This window comes from Rossellomorea sp. DA94, from assembly GCF_029834455.1.
GTDB lineage: Bacteria > Bacillota > Bacilli > Bacillales > Bacillaceae_B > Rossellomorea > Rossellomorea vietnamensis.
On sequence record NZ_CP122397.1, the window covers coordinates 3,343,234 to 3,366,595 of the forward strand.

The window sequence follows — 23,362 nt, forward strand, 5'->3', positions numbered from 1 at the left end:
ATTAATTTCTAATTCCTAACAATAGTAACTTCAAGACGTAGCACTCGAATACCTTCCCAATCCCTTCATCCACAAAAACTTCGTAAAAACCGAAATGATACAGGTTAACAACAACAATCCCATCAACTGAACCAATGATATTCCATAAAAAAGGGCATAAGTCGGAACTGCAGCCACAATCCCAACAGGAACCAGGGTATAAAGAAGCCACTTGATCATCGGAGGATACAGATCAACCGGATACTTCCCCATCGTCCATATACTCGAAAACAGGACGAAGCCGCCGCCTGTTCTTCCGAGCCAAAATGACAGCGTGCCGATCCACATTCTGAAGGAGTAACTGATGATGAGAGAGCACGATAATAAAAGGACAAACTGAATGAAATGAAGAAGCACGACCTCTTCGAAATGGAAAAAGACAGCCCCCGTTATGACGGTCACCCCAAGGATGGTGTCAGTGAGTGCCCATACATTACAGCTCCCGAAGCTCGATAGGAACTGGGCATTCTCCGGAAGTAAGAGCGTTTCATCTAAATGACCGTCAACTACCTTATCTGGAAGTGCTTCAATGTTCCCCGTGACAAAAAGCGAAAGGACACCTGCCACCAATTGATAGACTCCTAATAACGTGATGATTTCAACAAACGTCCATCCTGCCAGGGATTCTGTAAACTGAAACACAATCCGGAGGCCGAATACCCCGCTTGCAAAATAGAATAGTGAAGAAAGAGCCTGAGTAAGAAAATTCACCCGGTAAGGCAGCTGGGTCATAAGCGACGTTCTAAAGAACAGGAATACTAAAGCAAACTTTTTTCTCATTGATTTCAACCTCCTAAAGCAGAATATCTTTTAATGCCTTTTCTATACACCAAGGTACATAAGAGTGTCAGAATGACGATCCATCCACCCTGCAGAAGCGATCCGTGAGTAAGAGAGACACCTCTGGTCCCGGTCAGGACTTCAGCCGGGAAACCTAACATCCCGTAAAAAGGGGCGTAGTATAGCCAGTCACTGAACGCTCCGTTTATAAGAAACAGAGGGGCCACTTCTCCCCCGATAAAAAAGATGGCCACTTCACCAGCGTTGACCAATGATTGCGTTTTTTCTGTCCAGAAGGCAGCAAGGGTCAGCAAGTAAAGCCACAGAAAGCGAAGGATACAGGCGTTGATGACAGTAAGGATAAAGAGAGAAATGCGTGTGAGAGACGGTGCAGTTTCCGGGCTTAGCCATAACCAAAGAACAATGACCAGGGGAATCGAAACTGTGTAGGATACTATTTTCACAGCGAGGTTTTCTCCTATCACGGCATATAGCAGATGATGAGGCTTCAATAATAGATTCGTTAGTTCTCCATTATAAATCTGCATGCCCAGCATATGGTGTTCATACGAGACCGTCAGCTGTCGCACCATAACAATCGCTAAATAATAGACCATAAACTGACTGGATTCCCATCCTCCAACAACCTGCCCTTCTGCCGTAACCGTTTGCCAAACAAATAACGAAATTAATGGTGTGATCAAATGAGAAAAGACGAGCAGGTAAACGAATGACCTCCAGCTAAACACATCCATCGTCTTCCACACCGTATAGCCCTTAAGCAGACGAAAGGAATTGAGAACAGCGATTCTACTCATCTATCACACCACCTCCGTTGTATATAATTGTTGGATCGTGTTTTCAAATACTGGATGTTCGACGGTTAAGTCAAGAATGGAATACTCCGATAGTAAGCGTGCGGTCACGGAAGGAACTTGTGCGTTCGGAACACGCATGGTGTACTTCCCACCCTGTCCCTCTTCAACCATTCCGGATAAGTCAGGAGGCAACACGCTTGAATGCTCAAGGGTAAACACAATAAATTTATATGGAGTCAACCGTTCGACCAAGTGATCGATCTCTCCATCGAATCGCAACCGGCCTTTATCAATGACCATCACTCTCTTGCACAGCTGGGTCACATCCTCCATGTAATGAGAGGTCAACAGGATCGTCGCATCGGTTTCGCGATTATATTCTTTCAAGAAATGCCGGATCCGTTGCTGTGCATTGGAATCAAGACCGATCGTCGGTTCATCGAGAAAAAGGACTTCGGGGTTATACACCAAAGAACAGGCAAATCCACAACGCATTCTCTCTCCTAAAGAAAGTGTTCGAAGAGGCTTTTTAAAATAGGGTTCAATTTGCAGCCAATCCACGATTCTATTTAAATCCTTAGAGAACTCCTTAAAATCGAGATCATAAATGATCCTCTGCATATGAAGTGCGTCCAGTGCCGTCAAATCAGCCGGTGCAAAGAGAGGCTTGCTTCCTCGGATCAATGCAATCCTCTTCAGATACTCATGTTGACGTTGATGAGGCGTAAATCCAAGCACCGTCACTTCTCCTTTCGAAGGATGCAGTATGCCGCTAAGCATCTTCAAGGTGGTACTCTTTCCCGCTCCGTTCGACCCGATAAACCCGACCATCTCCCCTCTCTGAATGTCAAAAGAAAGATCCGTCACAGCACATATCTCCCTTTTCTCCCGTTTCATAAAACTTGATAGAGCTCCTTTGAGACCCGATTCCCTGACAGGGACTTCATAGGTCTTCCCTAAATTCTGAACCTGCATCATATAACCTCTCCTTTTTTGGTTGAAAATCCCAAATACTTTACCTATACTTTAATCGTAGCACTCTGTTGCAAGGTTCGAGGGTTTAGCAAAATAGACGTGGAATGATCATTTAAAATACATAAAAAAGTCGGAATGAGACTTTCATGTTTTACTTCAATGTTTTGAGGGGGGGGATATGATGAATTTGCGTGTTTATAGAGGAATCGAAATCACACGGCCATTTAACTTAAGTGCCGACCTGCTCAGAAAATATGAAACATGGGGATTCATCCCTCATGCCCCTCGAGGGAAAAACAACTATCGGCAATATAGCGAGATACATAAGAGATTTTTCGAAGCATCCCGTCATATGATGGCTGGATATTCATGGACAGAAGTGGCCAAAATGATGAGACATCTTGTGAAAAAAGAACGGGAAGCGGCTATTATTTTGGCAGTGGAATTTCAGGCCGTACTGGTTAATAACTACAAAGAAAGCACATTGGTCATCGAGCAATTGCAATCAACGTTAAGCAATCAGGAAATTTCCCCAAAGGTTCAAGTTGAACGACCCGTCACCTACAAAGAGGTATCCAAGCGATTGAGCCTGCCGATTTCTACTTTGAGAGTGTGGGAGCAGCAAGAACTATTTGAAGCCAGCAGAGGAGAGAATAACTATCGCTACTTCAATGGGGCATTGATGAACAAACTATTTATCATTAAACTACTGCGTTTATCCGGTATGGGATTCGATCAATGCAGGGAGGTTCTTAAAGGGATTGAGAGGAAAAACTACCGAGATATCCTTCCCATCCTTCAAGGTCGGATCGTGGATATGAGAGAGCAGATGAATAAGGGATTGAAGTCGTTGGGGACGTTGAATGAGTTGGTGAATTATTTGGAAGAGGTAGATTATTTTAGTGATATGTCGGAGTAAGGAATAAAGCAGAAAAAAGCTGGAGATCATTTATGATCCCAGCTTTTCACTCTCCACCATTCACCTCTGCGACGGCCACGCCCCCTGCATCTTCCTCAATTGCATGATCTGACCCGTATGGTAAGCATCATGCATCATGATGTCCAATAATTTCTCTTCAAGAGAATGTTCTTCAAGCATTTCAGCCGTTGCTTTACTAAGTGCTTCCCTTAAGCGACCATGGGCCGATTCAATACGCTCAACGACTGCTCCCCATTCCTTGTCATCCTTTATTTGTTCCGTTAGATAGAAAGTATCATTACCATCGAGAGTTTGGTTCCATTCACGCCCTTCTAATTGTGCCGTCAATCTTTCTTTGTAATAAGTAAGGTGATTCACATTTTCCCATATGGTTTTCGCCGCTTCTCCATCCGGTCTCCAACAAGCCTGTTCAGCAGTGAGTCCTTCTATTGCCGGTTTTAGGGGCGCATACCAACTTTCCTGGTCGTAAGTGGTGTCGAGCATTCTTAAGAGTAGATCTGTTCGATTCATTTTCTCTTTCCTCATACAAATTAATCTATCTTCTTAGTATTTCATCAAAGATTGGATAATTCCTTTTAAAAACACAAAATAGAAAACTCTTCTCCAACAAACCAGGATTCTTATTCCACTCTCTCTTCAGTTAATCCAATGTGTCATGATAAATTGAAACATATAGAAAAGGCGCATATCTTAACTCCTGATATGCGCCAGTAAACCTATTCTATTTTTTTATATGTGCCCAACAACCTTTTCAATTCACTGCCGGATACTTTTTGCGTGACAATTTCAATCATATAGTCACCGCTCTCTCCTTTTACAAAAACTTCATCTGTGTCTTCCACTTTGAACATATGCCATTGAATTCCGTTCATTTGCATTGAATCAATTTCTTCGCCTAGTGGCCTTACAAAATCGCCTGTTTTTCTGAGGTATGTGTCCTTAGGATGTATCCTTGTGTAAAGCAAACGAGAACCGGACCCCACTTCATTTACAGGCTTGTCATAACTGTAGACGACATAAGAGTGAAGATCCTTGCGGTATTTTTCAATACTGGCGGAAAAAGGGGAGAGTTTCGGATCGTTAAACTCATAAAACAAAGGCATGGTCTCCCTTTGAATGGCCATTACTTCTTCTACTTCACTCCGTTTTGTATCAGCATGTTCAATGACTTCGAGTTCCCTATCCCTCTCATCCCTAAAAGAGTGAAATCCGTCAAGATCAGGCTCGAACTCATTTTCATGGAATGTTTTATTAATCTCCAAGCTTTTTGGATGTAAATAACTGACTAGTTCCCCGGTATTACTATAGACCTCATTTTTCACCATGATTCCAGTATCTTTATCCACCCATATCCTAAATTCTTTTTCATCTGGTTGCATGGTATCGACCAGGCTATCGTCCAGTGTACCTGTAATAACCAGCGTATTGTGTCCCAATAGTTTCTCATTTTGCTTTTCAATTGACCATTCATTTTCAGGTCTTAAGTATTTGGCTATGAATGTATCAGCATAAAGTGATATTCCCGCATACATGCTTGGAGGAGTTTCTCTGAAAATGTTCATTGTATCGTATTCAAGTATATCATCTGGGTCCAGTTTGAAAATGTCATCTGCCTTTACGACTGGTCTTTTCTTTTCCGGCATTATGTCAAATTTCACAGATTCCATTGAGTTCAAGTCAAGATGCCAAACATGATTTTTGTTATAATACGTTTTACTTACCCTTTCTTTCGTTTGGGGATTTTTCGGATCTGGATAATCGATAACCTTTTCGTATCCACCAATCACACCTTTATTACTCACCTTATACTCAACCGATGATTTGCTTAAATAGTATGATTCGAATTCGCCGGCCGCTGTCTCAAAGTAATCGACTGAATTAAATAGTTTATGGAGAACTTCCTCTTTTGTCATAACCTCATCGTTCTCTTTTGGCTGTGGATGAGTAAGCTCTTTATGTTCTTGAATCTCATTCGTTTTTTCATTCTTTTGAGAAAGGCTTTCGTCTTGTGTTATACCCAAATGATTCAAGATAAAAAAGCAGGCGACTCCCAAAAATAAGGCTGTAAAACAGAAGCTTAAAATTAACCCTATTCCAAAGTGCTTCTTTACTCTACTCGGCTCAAGATTACTCTTAAAGTGGTTTCTTACCACCGATTTGTTTTTCTCCCTGAAATCTAAATCTTTCAGTACCTGTTCATCCAATTCTTCTTTCAATTTTTCCAACATATCACTCATTTCCCTCCCCTCCTTTAAGCTTCTTCCGTAACATGTTTCTTCCTCTATGTAATCTGGACTTGATCGTTTGGCTGCTGACCCCCAACAATTCTTCAATCTCCTTATAGGTAAACTCTTCGTAGTAAAACAAAATCATGATTTCACGATATTTGATGGGAAGACCCAATACACTTTGGGATAGTTCTGTTTTTGCTTCGAGGTGAAGAACACTGCTCTCTGGGGTGTGATGACTAATCCCCTTAGAAGAAAAGAAATCACTAAACACGAGATTCCTAAAACTCCAACTTTTCAACCGATCCTTACACAGATTTACTGTTATGGTGTAAATCCATGTTTGATAGGATGATTCTTGACGAAACGTATCAAACTTTTGATAACACCTGATAAACACTTCCTGTGCTACATCCTCTGCAAGCTGCTCTTGTTTCAAATAGGTATAAGCAAGTCGCACAACCTTCTTCCCATACTCATCCATTAACCATTCAACCGTCTCTTCTCTGCTCATTTCATTTTGCTCCATAAACAACTTCTAATCCCCTATCCTCATGTACTACCTTTCAACCTTTAGACGATGCTTAAATTGAATGGTTGCATAAATTACCAAAAAATCCTTTTTTCGTTTATTTTCAAATTAGCATTGGAGTCAATAACTGACCCCTACATAATTAATCCGTTTCAAGAAAATAGTAAATACACCACCAAAAAAGGAGACTTCCCTATGAAACCAGCCATCCTGCTAACCATTATATTTGTACTTATTTTCCCATCGACGCCCTCTGCATCGATTAATAATAGAGTGAAAGCTGCTTTTATCAGGGAAGGAAACGTGTGGACCTTAGCAGATGGAAAGGAAACTCAAGTCACGAACACGGGCAATATCCACTCCGAACCAAAATGGTCAACCGACGGAAGGCTACTTGCATATCAAGCGGAATCATCAACCGGTGGGCAGTCTGAGCTGTGGATATACAATTTCGCCACTCGTGAAAAGAAGAAAATTTCATATAATGGCCATGTACCAAAATGGGCTCCCCATAAAAACCATCTTGCCTATATTAATAATGGAATCTTAGATATCTCTGACCTCAACCGTTTCTACAACATCGCAACCGGGGTCAGTGATTTCACGTGGCTCCCGGACGGAAGTGGATTCCTTCTGTCTTCATCTGGGAACCTCAACCCGGATGGATGGTCAAGTGCCTCTTTGTTTACTAAAAAAGTCGGCGATAATTATGAGGATATTGTTTTATTCGGAGGCGTGGAGCCGTTTTTTACACTACCTAAAGAAATCGGGACAAATGAACAAAACAAACTGATTGCCGTCAATGCAGAAGAGCTGACCTATTCCCCGAGCGGCAAATGGATTTCATTTGTCGTATCTCCCACCGCTTCCTGGTCCATGGACAGCGATATGGTCTGTGTCATTGATAGTCTCGGGAAGAATTTCGAGGTCTTGGACGAAATGATTTTGCAGGTAGGACAGCCCAAGTGGTCACCTTCAACCGACACATTAGCCTATATCGCAGGCGGCGGAAGAATCGTGTTCGGCTTCAAAAATAAGGACTTAAAGGTAAAAGAAATGCCTGCGTCAGGGACTTATACACCTGCAGATTACGCTGACCTTGATTTTGATTGGATGACTGACAACTCACTGGTCGTGTCGAGGATCAAGGAACAAGAGTGGACGAACGACTTTAGCAAGCATCCGCTGCCCGCCCTTTACACCTTGAATATCGATTCGACGAAACAAACGAAGATAACGAGCCCTCCAAAAGGGTATGGGGACTATGCTCCTCAATATATTCCATCCATTGAAAAACTCGTTTGGTTAAGGGGGAAATCCCTCACTGATACAAAAAGGGATCTGTGGATTGGAAATGCGGATGGGACTGATGCTATGGAGTGGGTTAGGGATATTGAGGAGATTGTATTTTTTGAAGAATAATGTTGGCTTCTTTGATTGATTTTCATGAAAAATGGTCAGTGGCTGAGTGCCTCTGACCGACTTTTTTATGAGATTTATTCATTTAATCCATTTAGATGAAGACCCTTATTTATTTAACATTGTCATTAAGTCTTTCTTTTATTTGTTCTAATAACTCAGTCTGCTTGTTTTGATTTATTAAAATCTTGTCTGAGATTTTTTCTAAAGTCTTAGTAATCGACCATAAAGATAAAATGATGACGACAATTACCCCTAATGCCTCCAATTGATATCACCTCTTTTTTATTAAAGGTTCTGTTTTTGTATTTTATCATACATAATTCCCTTCGCTCCTTTGTTTTTGCACCTTAATAGCTTCTAGATCTCGCACTACATTTGAAGAACAAACAGTGTAATCATCTGCATTTCACAATGTGAAAAGAATAAAACAACCTATGAAATCCGGACTAAATCCCGGTTTTTCCGTTCAATAAAGTCACTCATCTATCTCCATCACAACCACATCAAACAACTCCCCATCCGTATAAAGCACAAACGCCCACTCACCACGTTCCGGAATGGTAACGGACGATGGTGCATGAACATCCGCACCATTGTTCTCCCCGCCAAGAGGGATCGTCCAGCTTTCACCGTTATCCAATACAGGCTGCACGGTTCCTGAATCTCTTTGATAAGCAACCACTGTTAAATCAGAGGCGTCCGTATCCCATAGATGCCACATCCACTTTTGCCCGTTCAAGCTTGGCATGTCAGCACCGATGATACCCGACTTACCTTCATTCCCGGTCATATTCATTCCAAAGGTCGTCGCCTTCCGATCCCAGTTGATAGTATCAAGGTCACTCTCTTGAACAAAGGTCGGTATATCTCCAGGTAGAATGATGGCACTCCCTTCTTGCACAATATTTGGACTCCCATTATTCGTTTCATTTTTCTTTACCATCATCTCAGTTGAAACAAAGAAGCCTATTAAACAAAGGGCTACAGTCGTCATGATGAAAACCATGAATGGATTAGGGCTTTTTGTTTCCACTGGACGATGAACGGCACTGCGAATTTTATTTTTCTGAAATTCTGTGAAGTGTCTGCCTTTATGAGTGGTAGTATCCATCGCTTCCTTCAACTCATTAAGCTTATTCTCCATCACGCTCCCACCTTTCCAAGCTACTTTTCAGCTTCGTCCTGCCTCGATTCAACCTGGTTTTAATCGTATTGCCGTTCAGACCTAACAATCCTTTGATTTCCTCAATGGAACATTCTTCATAATAATAAAGAATGATGACTTCCCGATATTTTACGGGTAAATCAAGAACGCTCCTTGAAAGAATCTCTTCCTCGCTTCTCTTCACCAATCTCATGTCAGGCAACGGTTCCTTTGATGTAAAAATGGAGTAAAGGCTTGAATTCATCACAACTCTCTTAAACGCAGAACTCTTCAGAACATCCTTTGATCGATTGATCACCAGGCAATAAATCCATGCCTTGAATGATAGAATCTCATCTATTTTTTCAAAATGCCTGAAACATGTGATAAAGACATCCTGAACAATGTCCTCAGCCATACCCCAGTCCTTCACATAGTTATAAGCCAATTTCGTCAGACGTTCGCCGTACTCATCCATGATTCTTTCCAGCCAGGCATCTCGGCTCTCTGAATGATCGTCGTTCTTCACCTTTCTCACACGTTCCTCACCTCATTCCCTTATATCGCTAAGACGAATCACACTTTGTTTGGTTTCATTTTTTTAATAAACTTCCTTTAACTGCATTCAATACGCATGGAGAAGTTTCCTTTGATTAATCCAGAAAATAACATATACTTTTAATAGATTAAAAGGAGGGGAATTACGTGGCTATTTACCATAATATCATCGGAGAAGGGTTTCCCATCTTAATGGTGCATGGGTGGACGCTGGATCATCAGGCCATGATGCATGCAATGGAACCGAACTTCGAGAACCGCACCGGATGGAAACGGATTTACATAGATCTGCCTGGAATGGGTAAATCGGAAGCACAATCTTCCATCAAGAATTCCGACGATATGTTGGGAGCTGTGCTGGCACTAGTGGACGAGTTGATTCCTGATCAACCCTTCATCGTGTGCGGATATTCGTATGGGGGCTATATGGCGAGGGGAATCGTAGAGGCTCGACAAGATAGAGTTCGGGGCTTAATGCTTCTGGCACCAATGGTGATACCCGATACGGATAAAAGAGAACTGCCGCAGCAAATCGTATTGAAAAAGGACCCTGACTTACTATCGAATCTTTCCTCACTGGAAGCAGAGGCTTTTTCAGCGATGGGAGTCGTGCAAGGTCAGAGGGAATGGGAAAGGTTCCGTGATGACATCCTGCTTCCTTCTACTCAAACGAATGAGGAATTCGCAAACAGCATCCGGGAAAATGGCTATGGCTTCACCTTCGAGCTTTCACATACACTTGACTGTCCAACGCTGATTGTCACCGGACGGCAAGATCATGTAGTGGGGTATCAGGATGCGTGGCGATTAATCGAGAATTATCCAAGAGCTACCATTGCCGTGCTTGATATGGGGGGGCATAATGTGCAGATTGAGCAGGAGGATTTGTTCAATTCATTGGTACATAATTGGCTGGACAAGCTTGATTCTGAGATTTTAGGACCGTCGTAATGATGTAAAAAAGAAGGATTTAATATGTATAGGTGATCTTCTATTAATGGGCAATTTAATGGAATACACCTCATCTCAGCCCTTAAATAAACTGATAATTTAATTATAAATAAACCCTTTTAGTGTATAATTACACCAAAAGGGTTTTTGTTTACACAAAGGGGGAAAGGTTTTGTCTACTATTATCAAAAACAAAAAAGTAATACTCGCAATTCCATTTGCTATAATTTTACTTGCTTATATTTCATATCTCATCTATGCAGATGCAGGTGAAAAAAAACGAAAAGATGAAGTATTTAGGTATTTGACAGAAGACAAAGGCTACAAAGAAAGTGAAATAACAAAAATTGAAGTTGAGCATTCAGTGCAAGCTTTTCTGCTTTCCTATGAGCCCTGGAGTATATCAGTCGTATTTAATGATGAACCAAATGCCATTTATTATTATCAATATGATAACAAGATAATTAATCAAGGTGGTATTTCAGGTTATACTAAAAATGAGTTATACAAACATTTTGAAGGGGTTAATGGACCTTTAGATAAAAGCAAATAAGTTATTCCGTTAAATGGGGCTTTAAGGAAAATGAAATCATCAAAAAAGATATGGTCCGTCTCACCGTTACGGACCATATCTTTTTTAAATTACATTGATTTTCTACCACGAATAATGAACCCTTGAAGTGTCACTTCAATAAAAGTACTTTTAGCCACTAGTACTCCTTAATTACATTCACCCCATCCAATCCCAATTATTCCTATCCTCTATATCCATATGCCGCGGAATTCGATCATGCGGCACCTCTCCCTCGTCATCCAAATAATAATGCCTGATTGGTTTCAAGTCGTCATCCAGTTCATACACGAGAGGGATGCCATTAGGGATGTTGAGACTGACAACCCCGTCATCCGGAATATGGTCAAGGAATTTCACAAGTGCCCGGAGCGTGTTTCCGTGTGCTGAAATGATGACACGTTTATTGTCCCGAATGCTCGGGACGATCACCTCATGCCAATAGACGAGTGCCCTCTTTTCCGTATCAAGGAGACTTTCCGATAATGGCATATTCTCCTTGCCAACCGTGGCGTATTTCGGATCGGAGAGGTTGCCGCGATGCCCCTCTTCAGAAATCGCTGGTGGCCGGACATCGGCCGACCTTCTCCATTCATGAACCTGCTCTTCCCCGAATTGCTCCGTCACTTCATCTTTATCCAGTCCCTGCAGACCCCCATAATGCCGCTCATTTAATCTCCATGATTTATACACGGGAATCCAGACCAGATCCATTTCGTGCAGAGCGATCCATAACGTCCGGATCGCCCTTTTCAAAACAGATGTATGGGCCACATCGAAAATGAACCCGTGTTTCTTCAGGACCGCCCCTGCTTTTCTTGCTTCTGAATAGCCGTCATCGGTTAAATCCACATCCCTCCAACCAGTGAACCTGTTTTCTAGATTATAGAGGCTCTCGCCGTGTCGAAGGAACACAAGCTTCTTCATGTTCATCACTCCAGATCTTTTTTTAAAGTATGTGCATCTCGGAATAGAAATATTGAGTAATTTAGGAAGTATTGTACCAAAATAGGAATAACCAATTTCGAGAGGAGACGATGTAATGTTCAAACAAAACGCTGGAGAAAAATTAATTGATCTCTTGATTGAATGGGGAGTCGACCATATTTATGGGATGCCCGGGGACTCCATCAATTCCATTATAGAACCACTTCGAAAGAAACAGGACAAAATCAAGTTCATTCAAGTCAGACATGAGGAAGCAGGGGCACTTGCCGCTGCCGCATATGCGAAATTAACGGGAAAACTTGGAGTATGCACGGCAATTGCCGGTCCAGGAGCGATCCACCTTCTGAACGGATTGTACGATGCAAAGCTTGATAAAGCTCCGGTGTTGGCCATCACAGGTCAAGTGGAAACGGACCTTTTAGGGACGGACTCTTTTCAAGAAGTGAATCTTGAGCGGATGTTCGACGATGTTGCCGTGTATAATCAGCGCATCATGTCCGCTGATCAGCTTCCTGCCGTCGTCAATCAGGCAATCCGGACCGCCTATGCGAAAAAAGGGGTGTCCGTCCTGACCATCCCGGATGACATCCCCCGCTTTGAAGTGGGGAAAGAAGCACGTGTGACGTCCCATTTTTCAGTAAAGCAGAACATTGCGCCTCTTCCTGAAGATTTGCAAAGAGCAAAAGAACTCATCGAGGGTGCGGAACGACCAATCATCCTTGCTGGAAAAGGCGTTCACGGGCACCGCGAAACACTATTGTCTTTTGCTGAAAAAGTCGGGGCACCCATCGTGTTGACCCTGCCCGGCAAAGGGGTCATCCCTGATAAGCATCCGTATTGCTTGGGAGGCCTCGGCCTAATCGGGACAAAGCCATCGTATGAAGCGATGCAGGAAGCCGATATGCTCATGATGATCGGAACCTCATTCCCGTTTACCGGATTTCTGCCAGACAATGCCAAAACGATTCATATTGACATTGACCCGTCCCAAATCGGGAAGCGCTACCCGGTAGATGTCGGTCTTGCCGGAGATGCCGGCACTTCTCTTAAGTGGCTAACCGAACATGTCTCAAGGAAAGAAGATCGAACATTCCTGGAGAAGAATCAGGAACGTACGGTCAAATGGTGGGATAACTTAGAATCACAAGAAGAGGATGGATCGGTCCCGCTCAAACCGCAGCGACTGATTCATGCCCTTAAGGAAGTCGCGTCCGACGACGCCATCCTGTCCGTTGACGTCGGAAACGTAACGGTGTGGATGGCCCGACATTTCCCAATCACCAATCAGTCTTTTGTTATTTCTAGCTGGCTCGCCACCCTAGGCTGCGGTCTTCCCGGTGCCATTGCCGGTCAAATCGCCTATCCGGATCGTCAGGTATTCGCGATATGCGGCGACGGCGGATTCGCCATGACGATGGCGGACTTCGTCACGGCAGTCAAATATGACTTACCCATCATCGTCGTGATCCTAAACAACCATAAGATCGCCATGATCAAATTCGAACAGGAAGTGATGGGGAATATCGAATTCGGCACCAACCTCCAGAACCCTGACTTCGCTAAATACGCCGAAGCATGCGGCGGAGTCGGTTACCGCGTCGAACGTCCAGAGGACATCCTGCCTTCACTCCAAAAGGCGATCCAACAAAAGAAACCATGCATCATCGACGTCGTAGTCGACGCCGACGAAGCACCAATGCCGGCCAAAATCCAATTCTCCCAAGCTGCCGGCTACACGAAACACATGCTCAAACAACTGTTTGAGGAAGGGAAATTTGACCTTCCACCACTATAAGAGAGAGGGACGGACCTTGCATTGCAAGGTCCGTCCCTCTTATTGTTCGTCCAAGGCGACGAGGTCGAGTTTTGCCATGAAGCCATCGGGTTCTTCTCTTTTCATGATGTTGGCGTATTTTTTCAGGAAGGTGATGTCTTGGGATTTTTCTGTGATGGAAACATTCCCTTCACTGTTGGATAGGTTTTCACCAAGGGGACCGAGGGCTTCTTGTACGTCTTCATTCTGTTTTCTCGGGTCCACTAAAATTTCCAGTCTATATCGTTTGTTTTCATCTGGTCTTGGTATCGTAATCGACTCAATTATCCCATCCTTCTTCACTTTGACCGTGCCTGAAGAGGCGACAGTATCCAGTGGTTCGACAGCGGTTCGAATGATTTGAAGGGAGGTCGCATCATCGGGATAGGGTTTTAATTGTACATCCACGATTGCTCCTTTGGGTAAGGTGGTCTCACTGCGTATGAGGAGAGATTTTTTGAATACCTGCACCTTTGCGTCCAACTTCAATGCTTCAGTAGGCTTCTGTACGACCTGTTTCACTTCACTCTTCTCTTTACTTTCATCAACCACAATCACACGGCAGCCAGCTATCATTGGAAGGACACATAGCATAACCATCACCCACTTCCTACGCCAACCCTGCATATCTAATTCACCCTCTAACTTAACCAGTTTAGTTAACTCCCATTATACCTCTTTCACTCCCAATAAAAGTAAATAAATCAAAAAAATCATCCAGATCGATAACCGACCTGGATGATTTTCTCTGCCTAAAGTGAGACGATGATCCTCTTATAGTAGTTCAACATACCCTTCTGTACCATGCACCCTAATCGTCTGTCCATCTTGTATCCGCTCGGTCGCACGTTCGATGCCGACGACAGCCGGCAGTCCATATTCCCGTGCAATCACGGCTCCATGGGTCATCAGTCCACCCACTTCTGTGACTAACCCTTTGATGGAGACAAATAACGGTGTCCAGCTCGGGTCGGTATAAGGGGTGACCAGGATATCTCCTTCTTCCAAATCCGCGTCTTCCATATTGAGAATCACCCGTGCCCGCCCTTCTATCACTCCTGATGAAACAGCCAGACCGGGAATAGCACCTTCGGGAATATCTTCCGACTTGTATTCACCGGTGATGATTTCCCCGTCCGACGTGATTACTCTTGGCGGCGTCAGTTTTTCATTAAAGTCGTACTCTTCTTTTCGCTTAGAGATGAGACCATCCTTCGACTTATTGGTTTTCACCAAGTACTGTAATTCTTCGAATGTAAGATAGAAAATGTCCTCTTTTTCTTGAAGAACATTTTGGTCGACTAACCGTTCAGCTTCTTTTAATAATGCCTGCTTATAAACGAAGTAGCGATGGATCATGCCGTATTTCGGATATTCCCGGTAACCGGTGAAGTGCCGGATGATATCGATCCTTCTTTTCGTCTCTTTTACCTTTTGTTCGCCATCTGGTAATGAGCTTAATCGCTCCAGTAATTCTCGTTCTTTTTCTATCGCTTCCAGGCGCCCTTTCTCAAATTTACGCTTGTTTTCCTGCGGCTCGAACTGTTGGATGGTCCTGAGAATCATCGGGACAATGATTGTTGGCTTTTCACTCCAGCGTACTCTCGAAATATCGATTTCTCCGCTGCATCTCATCCCATATTTCGAGAGAAAGTCTTCGATGGCTACCCTGGCTTCCTGTCCACCATCGACTTTCACCAATTCATCCAGGAAATGGTCCTCTTTTTCCTGGCGCAAATAATCGATTACCGCCTGGTGTGGACGAATCACATCAGCTACCTCCATCAATGCCAAGCCCATTTCAGAAGTGATATTATTCGGCACAGATTGAGACAGCGTATCTGCCACATTTTTTTCTCCCAACCACTCGTACATATGGTCATTGATCCAGAATAAAGCATCCATTGCAGCCATGATCACCCGGGAACTTTGCGGATCAAATAGAATCCTCTTTAATTCCTTCATATCTTCTAAGATGTAATCCATCAACTCGGATCCCGTTTTCGAATGGATGGTTTGTTTCAACTGTTCGATTGAGGCTTCACTTTTCTTTATTAGTTCTGCAACGATGGCAGGATTCGGGTCGATTGGAGCGACTTCACCTTTCCTTGAAGCAGGCTCAGCTACATCCTCAACCGTTTTGATGAAGTCTTTTCTTTCTATAATCGTTGTGAGAGCATCTTTGGTAAGTGGTTCGGATTTGCCCATTAATTCAATGAACGATTGTCTGCTTGCAGGTGATGCTAACCGAGGTGTGCAATCCACAAACAATCTTCCACCGGCGACTTTCATCGGTGCAGGTGTCGTTAATAGGAAAAAGGACAACCCGAGAGGCTTCATGGCATCCGTCATCATTTGCTGGTGACCGACGGAAAGATACACTCGATTCTCCCCATCATCCGCTTCCGGAATCGGGTATAGAGTCGTTATCGGCCGACTTTGGACAATGTAGAATATGCCATCCTCCAAGCACCACTCTATATCTTGAGGACAGTCAAAACGCGCTTCGATTCCCCTGCCGATTCGGGAGAGCTGTATAACCTGTTCATCCGTAAGGGCCGCTGCCTGCTGCTGATCTGGAGGGATAGGCAGCGTCTCCGCCCCTCCACCGTTCACCCCATAGATAGCCAGTTCCTTAGTTGCAATCTTCTTATCTATGATCATGCCGTCCTGTACTTTGTAGGAATCTGGTGAAACCAGGCCGGACACCAAAGCTTCTCCAAGACCAAACCCTGCGTCGATGGATACCACTTTCCGATTGGAACTCACGGGGTCAGCCGTAAAAAGAATCCCTGAAACCTGCGGGAATACCATTTTCTGAACGATAACAGAAATGTGAACCTCACTGTGATCAAACCCATTTTGCATACGATAAATGATGGCGCGATCCGTGAAAAGGGATGCCCAACACTTGCGGATATGCTCCAGGATGGAATCCTTGCCGATCACATGAAGGTATGAATCCTGCTGCCCGGCAAAGGAGGCATGAGGCAAATCTTCCGCCGTGGCACTTGAACGGACAGCATAGGCATGTTCCTCTCCAAACCGGGAGTGATAGTGCGTAACGGCTTCCACTACATCTGAAGGAATCGTTACATTCAGGAGGAATTTCCGAATCTCCTTGCTGACTTCTCCTATTTGATTCCGATCTTCCGGTTTGAGCTTGGATAACCTCGCCAGCAATGTGTGATACATCTCATTCTGTTCAACCGCTCTCCTAAATCCAACCGTCGTCACACTGAAACCATCCGGCACCTGTATCCCTTGAATCTTTGATAACAACCCTAGATTTAAGCCTTTTCCACCTACAAGTGAAAGCTCCGATTGTTCCATTTCCTGAAAGCTGAGAACCAATGAATTCATCCTGCCACTCCCCTTATCCATCAATGTTATTTGATTTTAGCAGTAGTGCATGGGAAGAAACAGTCTATAATGAATTTTTTTAGCGTGGTATAATAGAAGTAGGAAGAGACGTTTAGTTTGTAGAAAACCTACGAATAAAGATGATAAAAGCTCAGAGATCATAGCTCTGAGCTTCTTTAAATACAACTTCATATTGGTCATTCAGCTAAACGTGTTATGCTTCTTTAACTCTCGTTTTAAGCTTCTTTCTTCCCACAACGTAATAAACCAAATACCCCAAGACATTAAACAAAGCAAACACCACTATCCACCCAATATTTAATCGTCTATGATGATAAGCATTAATCGTTGCCCAAATCGTAAACAATGTGATATAAATCGCCATTCCCGAGAACAAAATGATCGACATCAAATCACTGATATGCCTCGTTTCCATTTCCACATACCACTGCTTTCCATCTCCGTTTCCATATGGGAAGAAATCAGCCTGTAGCCATTTTGGACTCCACACTTTTTGTTCGTAACGGTATTCCGGCTTTGCATCCCTGACATAATCAAATACCATATTAGTATTCTTAACACTGCTTACATCGTAAATTTCAACATTCGCGATTTGATCCGTACCTTCTATTAAGCTATTTATTTTATTTTTCATGTCATCAGAAACGCTGGTTTTATCCTTTAGGATAGTTGAAACTTGTGTAGCTACTTCAGAATTTTCATTTGCATTTTCTTCTTCAAGTGACCATAAATATCCGAATGCAGACACGGTAAAAAGAAGGACAGCCAGTGCAAGGTAAAGGACCCATTTAGCGAACGATTTTTGAGCCTTGAAGAGCTGTCCTACAATCGAACGCATTTCCTGTTCTCCCCCAAAACGTTCAATGGCCACATCAACGGCTTCTTGCTCGCCCATTCCTTCTGCTCTTAGTTCATGAACAGCCTCCAGTAAGTGACTTTTCATCTCAGCCTTCAATTCCTGAATTTCTTTTCGATTACCCCCGATATGTTGATAAACAGAATCTACATATGCATCAATCTGTCTCAAGGTTCTCTCCCCCTTCGATAAAGGTATCAATGATTTTCTTTACAAATTGCCACTCTTTGCGCTTTTCCTCAAACCCCTCTTGGCCTATGGGGGTAAGCGTATAATACTTCCTTCTTCCGCCCGGACCCTGCTCATCACCCCAGTAAGAAGAGATCCATTGGTTTTTTTCTAGCCTTTTTAATGATAAATAAAGCGTACCTTCTTTTAATTCAAATTGATCTTCGCTTTTTTCACGGACCGTTTTTGCCAGCTCATAGCCATACATATCCCGGCTATTCAGAAGCGAGAGAATCAATGTATCGATATGACCTTTTAAGACCTCTTTATTAATTTCCAAATTTTACACCCCCTTACATATTTATATAATATATTACCTAATAATGCAAGGTATTCGTTTATATAAAAATCATCCTTCAGTGACAGGATGATTTTTGTTAAATGGGCTATCATTCAGATTTATTTAACAAGCGATGCCCTAAGGTTCACACCATACTCCATGTACCCCTTCAAGCATGTTAGCATATATACCCAGCCTTCTTTATTGTCTACTAATTCGTTGATAACATGCTCATTGTCCTTATCGAACCCTTCTTCTTTAACCCCTACGATTGTGCTGCCTGTTTCTTCAGTAAAAGATATGGTTACTTTGTGGTTTCCTGCCCACTCGAAGACAATCTTCTTTTCTTCTTGGATTTCTACTATATGTATATCACCCTGAGCGTCATACTCTTCATATCTCAACGTAACCGTCTTTCCTTCCTCCCACCTTTCAGAGCTTGAAGAAAACCAGAACCCTCCTATTTTTTCGGGATCAACAAATGCCTCGAAGATTTCATGTGCCGGCTTTTGAATTTTCATATTAGTAATATTATTCGTGGATCATCCACCCGCTTTCATTTTATTTACCACTCATTATACCTCATACACACCCATTCGAAATCCCTTGATTTGCCAATCTTACAAATGGTATAATTTTCATACCGATAACGAAGGGAGTGAGATGACGCAATGACTAATTTCATGAAGATAACCTTGGAGAATGGTACGGATTGCCCTCTCACTCATACGGATACAATGTGAAAATAGAATGAGTATGGCAACATCTGCTTATGATGAAGAACGAAATTTTAGCCACAGGGTTATGTTTTATACCCTGTGGCTTTTACTATTTTCGTATCTCACTAGCAAATATCTTCTCCAGTTATTCTTCTCAAATGCATGACTAAACAAATTGAGGAGTTGACTGTTTTATGTTGAAGCTGAAACATCTTTTTAACAACGAAGACCTGGCAGAAATGCTGGTAATGAATTGGGAATGTGATGGACAATCACCTGACGTGTTCACAACCTACAGGATCTCATCGAATGCTACTTATTCTTTTCAATTGAATGGCAAGACGCAGTTTCTCAGATTTGCCCCAACATCAGAGAAGTACTTGGAAAATCTTCTCGCGGAACTTGATTTTATTTCTTATCTTCGTTCAAAGGAGTATGGCGTATTAGAAGCTGTGGAATCAAAAAGCGGAGAGAAGTTGGTTGAAGTTCAAACACCATGGGGGGACTATTATGCTTCCGTGTTCAAACAGGTACCAGGTGTACCCATTAGCGAGACTGATCTGAATAATCATATTATCTTCACTTATGGAAAATCATTAGGAAAACTTCATCGATTGTCCAGTGAGTATCATCCTCTTCAATCCGACAGGTGGTCCTATTGCGATATCCTCACTTCCATTGAGACGATTCTGATGGACCTTCCTCATGAAACATTAGCGTTAAAAGAGACAAAGTTATTACAAGAGTATTTTAAGTCCATTCCTAGATCAAAGAGCAATTTTGGATTGATTCATTATGACTTTGAATACGACAATGTGTTTTATGATGCACAATCTCAATCTTGTTATGTCATAGATTTTGACGATGCGATCTATCATTGGTATGTGATGGACATTGAACAGACCCTTGATAGTTTGCAAGATTGTATTCCACCTGAGAAGTATCAAGAGAAAAAAGAATGCTTCCTGGATGGGTATCGAACCGAATTTGAAATCCAGGATGAGATGATGGCATTACTTCCGGCTTTCAGAAGGTTTGCCGATTTATACGGGTATGTACGTATTTTAAAATCAACAGAAGATCAGTGGAACCATGAACCGGAATGGTTAGTGAGCTTGAGAGGACGTTTAATGGAGGCATTGAAGTATAAATCAAGGTATTTCGGAATGAATTTATAACATAAAAAGGGTGTCTGGCTCGATGTGTTGAGGGCCAGACACCTTGACTCTGTTTATGTAAGTTCGAGGTCCAACATTCTTTTATGTTCTTGAGCCAGTTTTATTATCATAAATTCATCATTTTGAAGCTGTCTCATAATTTCTTTCACTTCATTGAGTGCTATATCATATTTCTCCTTAGAGATCGTTCCATTTTTATACGCCTGTTCCAGATCATCCTCATCCAAGAGAAGGATCTCACCTGATGGCAGCACCACAATATCCAAGAAGAGATCACCCATCCACGGAACACCGTCCTCCACTCCATTTTCCAGGCATATATCTATGTACCACTGAACGATCTCTCCATTTGCATCAAACATGGTCGTGACGGAATGATTTTTACCGAAAGGAAAGTGCTGGAGCCACATATATCCGTTATCAACGATGCATACTTCTTTGTCCCCGTATTGGGTGATTAAAGGTTCCTTCACTTTCACTGTGTTCAACAGTGTGATATATCCTTGGAACTCCTTCGTGTGAAGATGGGTTTGAGCGTATTTCCTTTGATCTATTCTCTTCCAATCAGCACGGTTTCCGTATTTTCTTTTAAGCATAAAATCATTTAGGCAAATTCAGCTGCCACGAAACGCCAAAACGGTCATTCAGCCAGCCAAATTTCTTACTAAAGCCGTAATCTCCCAGTGGCATAAGTGCTTGACCACCTTCACTCAGCTTCTCATAGATCGTCTCAAGTTCTTCTTCCGTATCGCATGTAAGGAAGATGGAGAAAGAAGGTGTGAAGTCAAACTGATGCTTCACATTGCTGTCAATGCACATAAACTCTTGTCCCTTCAACGTGAACGTCGCCTGCATGACCGTCCCTTCATCTCCACTATCATTTGCACCATAGCGAGCTATGTTAGTAATGGAAGAATCCTCAATCAGAGAGGTGTAAAAGTTCATTGCTTCCTCGGCATCCCGGTTTTGGAACATTAAGAATGGTGTAACCTTGTTCATAGTGGATCTTCTCCTTTTCATCTATTTTCTTAAGTATCATTCAACATTTATCATTATATCCAATCGCTCTTTTAAATTCACACAACATTTACTTCGCTAGTTAGTCATCCCTAATAGGTCAGCCACAATATCAGCACTTCCCGGGGTAAACATGAAAATAGAGAGGCCAATCAACACAGCCCCCATAACACCGTAGACAAACACTCTTGGCTTTAGGAATGAACCCTGCTTAGACGCCTGCAAACCAGCACGGAAAATGAGAAAAACCCCTATAAATAGAATAGCAAAATAATAAACTCCCATTAAATCACCTCGTAGTTTTAAACGACTAAAAAGAAATGCCCACACTCATACTCATTTAAATGGATGACCTGTTGATACTTATCATGCCAATATCCATTCTCCAGATCCCTCTGCAAATGTTCAAGGCACTGGTTCACTTCCTCCCCCTTGGCAAGCGGAGAAGTCCCCCTTTGAAAATCCCTGTCTAAATAAAGCTCCGGTGTCCTCCATCCCGTAAAGAAAAATTGATCCGTCAAATCATAAGGTAATGGAAAAGGAACCATGGTAACCGGACGCTCGGTCTGTTTCTCAAGTAATTGGGACAGTTCCTTCACTGGCGGATGAATCCTATAAGCACCATCTAAGACTGGTCCGAAATAGTCAAACAGCCAGCACTCCTCTTCGCATAATCTTGGATCCAAGGTGAAGATGACAATCTTGCCACCTTCCTTTAAGACCCTTCTCATTTCCTGAAAACTAACGGATAAATCATGAAAATGATGAGAGGCGAGTGTGCAGATGATTCCGTCAATGGACGCATCTTCTAATGGAATTTCCTCTGCAGTTCCCTCTTTCCAAGTCAGATTCCTATGCTGCCTGCCCTGGTTCCTCATGATTTCTGAGGGTTCAAGAGCAATGACACGGTATCCCTCTTTAGATAGTTCATAGCTATAATTTCCGGTTCCTGCTCCAATGTCTAAGATGGTTGCAGAGGGTTCCAGTTTGAGTTGTTGCAAGATCATTTGAGTAATTCGCGGATCTGCTTTTCTGGTAGTGTTGTAGGTTTTTCCTATTTGATTATAAATTGGCACTTGTAATCACTCTTCCTCTCAAAAATCACAGAATTATCCTTTACTTTTCCAAGAACCAGATTACACTAAAGATAATCATAAGACTCCCCCACACACTAAAGGAGAATATTAGCGTCTTTCGTTTATGTATACGTTTCAGAATTTCCGTTCCAACCCATTCAACTGCTCCAGCTACTAAAAGCACGCTACACACCAATGCTACTTGATTCATTTTCCGCCTCACTCACCTGTCCTGAATAAATCACTTTCTCTGCCGACTTTCCTCAATCATCTCAAAATACTGCGTATCCCCTAACCCATACGCTCTAAATTTCTCAATCAGAAGCGATACCAGCTTCTCTACCGGAACATCCGGATGCTTCTGGATATACACCATCAGTTCACTATCCTTCTCCTGGTAGTTTAAATAGAGCTCAACTCCCTTTTTTAAAGGCTCTAGCACAATGTCCTCAGGCACCGTTCGATGAATCATCACTTTTTCGTAAATGGCCGCATACCCCTTCGCCTCTAAGCTATACTTTTTCACTGGCATATACTGATGATCTACAAGATGCAGCTCAATCGATCCTCTATACTCCCTCTGATCCAGCCATGCGAGTATCGTCAGTACATTCATTTGACAGAACATATCTTCATCAAACCACAAGGCAATAGTGTCCACACTCTCATGAAAGAGTGGCTCCAACGGGTTCAGGGTGATGTCAGTATATTGATTCCTCGTTACATGATGAACCTTCGAACGCATCTCAATAAACTCATCTGAAAATATGTTTTCGCACGTCTCTCCCCAACACATGGCTTCGTTAAATGAAATCATCTCTTCTGATTTAAGAAACCCAGTCTCTTTGAAACGTTTGTACATCTCTGTTCCATTTAGGATATGGATCGATTTATGTTGGATCACT

At 42.6% G+C, this 23,362-nt stretch carries 24 protein-coding genes; 6 read left to right on the forward strand and 18 right to left on the reverse strand.

All coding sequences use genetic code 11. From position 1 onward, the window contains the following. Window positions 1-30: 30 nt before the first annotated feature. The 3 genes from P8596_RS17410 to P8596_RS17420 are packed head-to-tail and all read right to left on the reverse strand — an operon-like array spanning window position 31 to window position 2,615. Complete coding sequence (locus P8596_RS17410; protein ID WP_279724447.1) at window positions 31-819, reverse strand: ABC transporter permease; 789 nt, start codon at window positions 817-819, stop codon at window positions 31-33. A gap of 5 nt (window positions 820-824) precedes the next feature. Beyond that, complete coding sequence (locus tag P8596_RS17415; RefSeq protein ID WP_279724448.1) at window positions 825-1,637, reverse strand: ABC transporter permease; 813 nt, start codon at window positions 1,635-1,637, stop codon at window positions 825-827. Window positions 1,638-1,640: 3 nt separating this feature from the next. Beyond that, on the reverse strand, window positions 1,641-2,615 hold the full coding sequence (locus P8596_RS17420; RefSeq protein ID WP_279724449.1) for an ABC transporter ATP-binding protein: 975 nt from the start codon (window positions 2,613-2,615) through the stop codon (window positions 1,641-1,643). A 175-nt stretch (window positions 2,616-2,790) separates the two neighbouring features. Here P8596_RS17420 and P8596_RS17425 point away from each other — a divergent pair, with 175 nt between their 5' ends. Then, complete coding sequence (locus P8596_RS17425; protein WP_279724450.1) at window positions 2,791-3,531, forward strand: MerR family transcriptional regulator; 741 nt, start codon at window positions 2,791-2,793, stop codon at window positions 3,529-3,531. A gap of 60 nt (window positions 3,532-3,591) precedes the next feature. Here P8596_RS17425 and P8596_RS17430 read toward each other — a convergent pair whose 3' ends face one another. The 3 genes from P8596_RS17430 to P8596_RS17440 all read right to left on the reverse strand — a co-directional run bounded on the left by P8596_RS17430 (window position 3,592) and on the right by P8596_RS17440 (window position 6,294). Then, entirely contained in the window at window positions 3,592-4,062 is a 471-nt protein-coding gene (locus tag P8596_RS17430) for a DinB family protein (protein WP_279724451.1), read from the reverse strand. Window positions 4,063-4,268: 206 nt separating this feature from the next. Further along, window positions 4,269-5,789: a hypothetical protein gene (locus P8596_RS17435; protein ID WP_279724452.1), complete on the reverse strand. Its 1,521-nt coding sequence runs from the start codon at window positions 5,787-5,789 to the stop codon at window positions 4,269-4,271. After that, window positions 5,782-6,294 carry a sigma-70 family RNA polymerase sigma factor gene (locus P8596_RS17440; protein ID WP_279724453.1) on the reverse strand — a complete coding sequence of 171 codons (513 nt, stop codon included), beginning with the start codon at window positions 6,292-6,294 and terminating at the stop codon, window positions 5,782-5,784. The genes P8596_RS17435 and P8596_RS17440 overlap by 8 nt, the downstream gene beginning before the upstream one ends. A gap of 213 nt (window positions 6,295-6,507) precedes the next feature. On the opposite strand from P8596_RS17440, the gene P8596_RS17445 reads away from it, so the two are divergent. Continuing rightward, window positions 6,508-7,734, forward strand: coding sequence for a TolB family protein (locus tag P8596_RS17445; RefSeq protein ID WP_279724454.1), 1,227 nt, complete (start codon window positions 6,508-6,510; stop codon window positions 7,732-7,734). A gap of 475 nt (window positions 7,735-8,209) precedes the next feature. Here the strand turns inward: P8596_RS17445 and P8596_RS17450 are convergent, their stop codons facing one another. Continuing rightward, on the reverse strand, window positions 8,210-8,878 hold the full coding sequence (locus P8596_RS17450) for a DUF4871 domain-containing protein (protein WP_279724455.1): 669 nt from the start codon (window positions 8,876-8,878) through the stop codon (window positions 8,210-8,212). After that, window positions 8,868-9,416: a sigma-70 family RNA polymerase sigma factor gene (locus tag P8596_RS17455; protein WP_279724456.1), complete on the reverse strand. Its 549-nt coding sequence runs from the start codon at window positions 9,414-9,416 to the stop codon at window positions 8,868-8,870. Before P8596_RS17455 ends, P8596_RS17450 begins: the two co-directional genes overlap by 11 nt. A gap of 167 nt (window positions 9,417-9,583) precedes the next feature. Here P8596_RS17455 and P8596_RS17460 point away from each other — a divergent pair, with 167 nt between their 5' ends. Both P8596_RS17460 and P8596_RS17465 read left to right on the forward strand, forming a co-directional pair. Beyond that, the gene (locus tag P8596_RS17460; protein ID WP_279724457.1) at window positions 9,584-10,387 is read left to right on the forward strand and encodes an alpha/beta fold hydrolase; all 804 of its coding nucleotides are present in this window, start codon (window positions 9,584-9,586) and stop codon (window positions 10,385-10,387) included. A 172-nt stretch (window positions 10,388-10,559) separates the two neighbouring features. Beyond that, window positions 10,560-10,940: a DUF3139 domain-containing protein gene (locus P8596_RS17465; protein ID WP_279724458.1), complete on the forward strand. Its 381-nt coding sequence runs from the start codon at window positions 10,560-10,562 to the stop codon at window positions 10,938-10,940. Between the two features lie 177 nt (window positions 10,941-11,117). On the opposite strand, the gene gpmA is transcribed toward P8596_RS17465, so the two are convergent. Further along, entirely contained in the window at window positions 11,118-11,885 is a 768-nt protein-coding gene (gene gpmA, locus P8596_RS17470; protein WP_279724459.1) for a 2,3-diphosphoglycerate-dependent phosphoglycerate mutase, read from the reverse strand. A 115-nt stretch (window positions 11,886-12,000) separates the two neighbouring features. Here gpmA and P8596_RS17475 point away from each other — a divergent pair, with 115 nt between their 5' ends. Further along, window positions 12,001-13,701, forward strand: coding sequence for a pyruvate oxidase (locus tag P8596_RS17475; protein WP_224519315.1), 1,701 nt, complete (start codon window positions 12,001-12,003; stop codon window positions 13,699-13,701). 39 nt (window positions 13,702-13,740) lie between these two features. On the opposite strand, the gene P8596_RS17480 is transcribed toward P8596_RS17475, so the two are convergent. The 5 genes from P8596_RS17480 to P8596_RS17500 all read right to left on the reverse strand — a co-directional run bounded on the left by P8596_RS17480 (window position 13,741) and on the right by P8596_RS17500 (window position 18,988). Further along, complete coding sequence (locus P8596_RS17480; RefSeq protein WP_279724460.1) at window positions 13,741-14,346, reverse strand: hypothetical protein; 606 nt, start codon at window positions 14,344-14,346, stop codon at window positions 13,741-13,743. 147 nt (window positions 14,347-14,493) lie between these two features. Next, a complete protein-coding gene (ppsA, locus tag P8596_RS17485) occupies window positions 14,494-17,082 on the reverse strand; it encodes a phosphoenolpyruvate synthase (RefSeq protein ID WP_279724461.1) in 2,589 nt (862 codons plus the stop codon). Window positions 17,083-17,296: 214 nt separating this feature from the next. After that, on the reverse strand, window positions 17,297-18,130 hold the full coding sequence (locus tag P8596_RS17490; protein WP_279724462.1) for a permease prefix domain 1-containing protein: 834 nt from the start codon (window positions 18,128-18,130) through the stop codon (window positions 17,297-17,299). Beyond that, entirely contained in the window at window positions 18,117-18,467 is a 351-nt protein-coding gene (locus P8596_RS17495) for a PadR family transcriptional regulator (protein ID WP_034756814.1), read from the reverse strand. Before P8596_RS17495 ends, P8596_RS17490 begins: the two co-directional genes overlap by 14 nt. A 119-nt stretch (window positions 18,468-18,586) precedes the next feature. Then, on the reverse strand, window positions 18,587-18,988 hold the full coding sequence (locus P8596_RS17500) for an SRPBCC domain-containing protein (protein ID WP_279724463.1): 402 nt from the start codon (window positions 18,986-18,988) through the stop codon (window positions 18,587-18,589). 392 nt (window positions 18,989-19,380) lie between these two features. Between P8596_RS17500 and P8596_RS17505 the strand changes: the two genes are divergently transcribed. Beyond that, complete coding sequence (locus P8596_RS17505) at window positions 19,381-20,364, forward strand: phosphotransferase enzyme family protein (protein WP_279724464.1); 984 nt, start codon at window positions 19,381-19,383, stop codon at window positions 20,362-20,364. 53 nt (window positions 20,365-20,417) lie between these two features. Here the strand turns inward: P8596_RS17505 and P8596_RS17510 are convergent, their stop codons facing one another. The 4 genes from P8596_RS17510 to P8596_RS17525 all read right to left on the reverse strand — a co-directional run bounded on the left by P8596_RS17510 (window position 20,418) and on the right by P8596_RS17525 (window position 23,361). Further along, window positions 20,418-20,843: a ribonuclease FAU-1 family protein gene (locus tag P8596_RS17510; RefSeq protein WP_279727024.1), complete on the reverse strand. Its 426-nt coding sequence runs from the start codon at window positions 20,841-20,843 to the stop codon at window positions 20,418-20,420. 121 nt (window positions 20,844-20,964) lie between these two features. Next, window positions 20,965-21,363, reverse strand: a complete 399-nt coding sequence (locus P8596_RS17515; protein ID WP_279724465.1) for a VOC family protein — start codon at window positions 21,361-21,363, stop codon at window positions 20,965-20,967. A 320-nt stretch (window positions 21,364-21,683) separates the two neighbouring features. Then, a complete protein-coding gene (locus P8596_RS17520; protein WP_279724466.1) occupies window positions 21,684-22,457 on the reverse strand; it encodes a class I SAM-dependent methyltransferase in 774 nt (257 codons plus the stop codon). A gap of 241 nt (window positions 22,458-22,698) precedes the next feature. Continuing rightward, entirely contained in the window at window positions 22,699-23,361 is a 663-nt protein-coding gene (locus P8596_RS17525) for an AraC family transcriptional regulator (RefSeq protein WP_279724467.1), read from the reverse strand. Window position 23,362 lies beyond the last annotated feature (1 nt).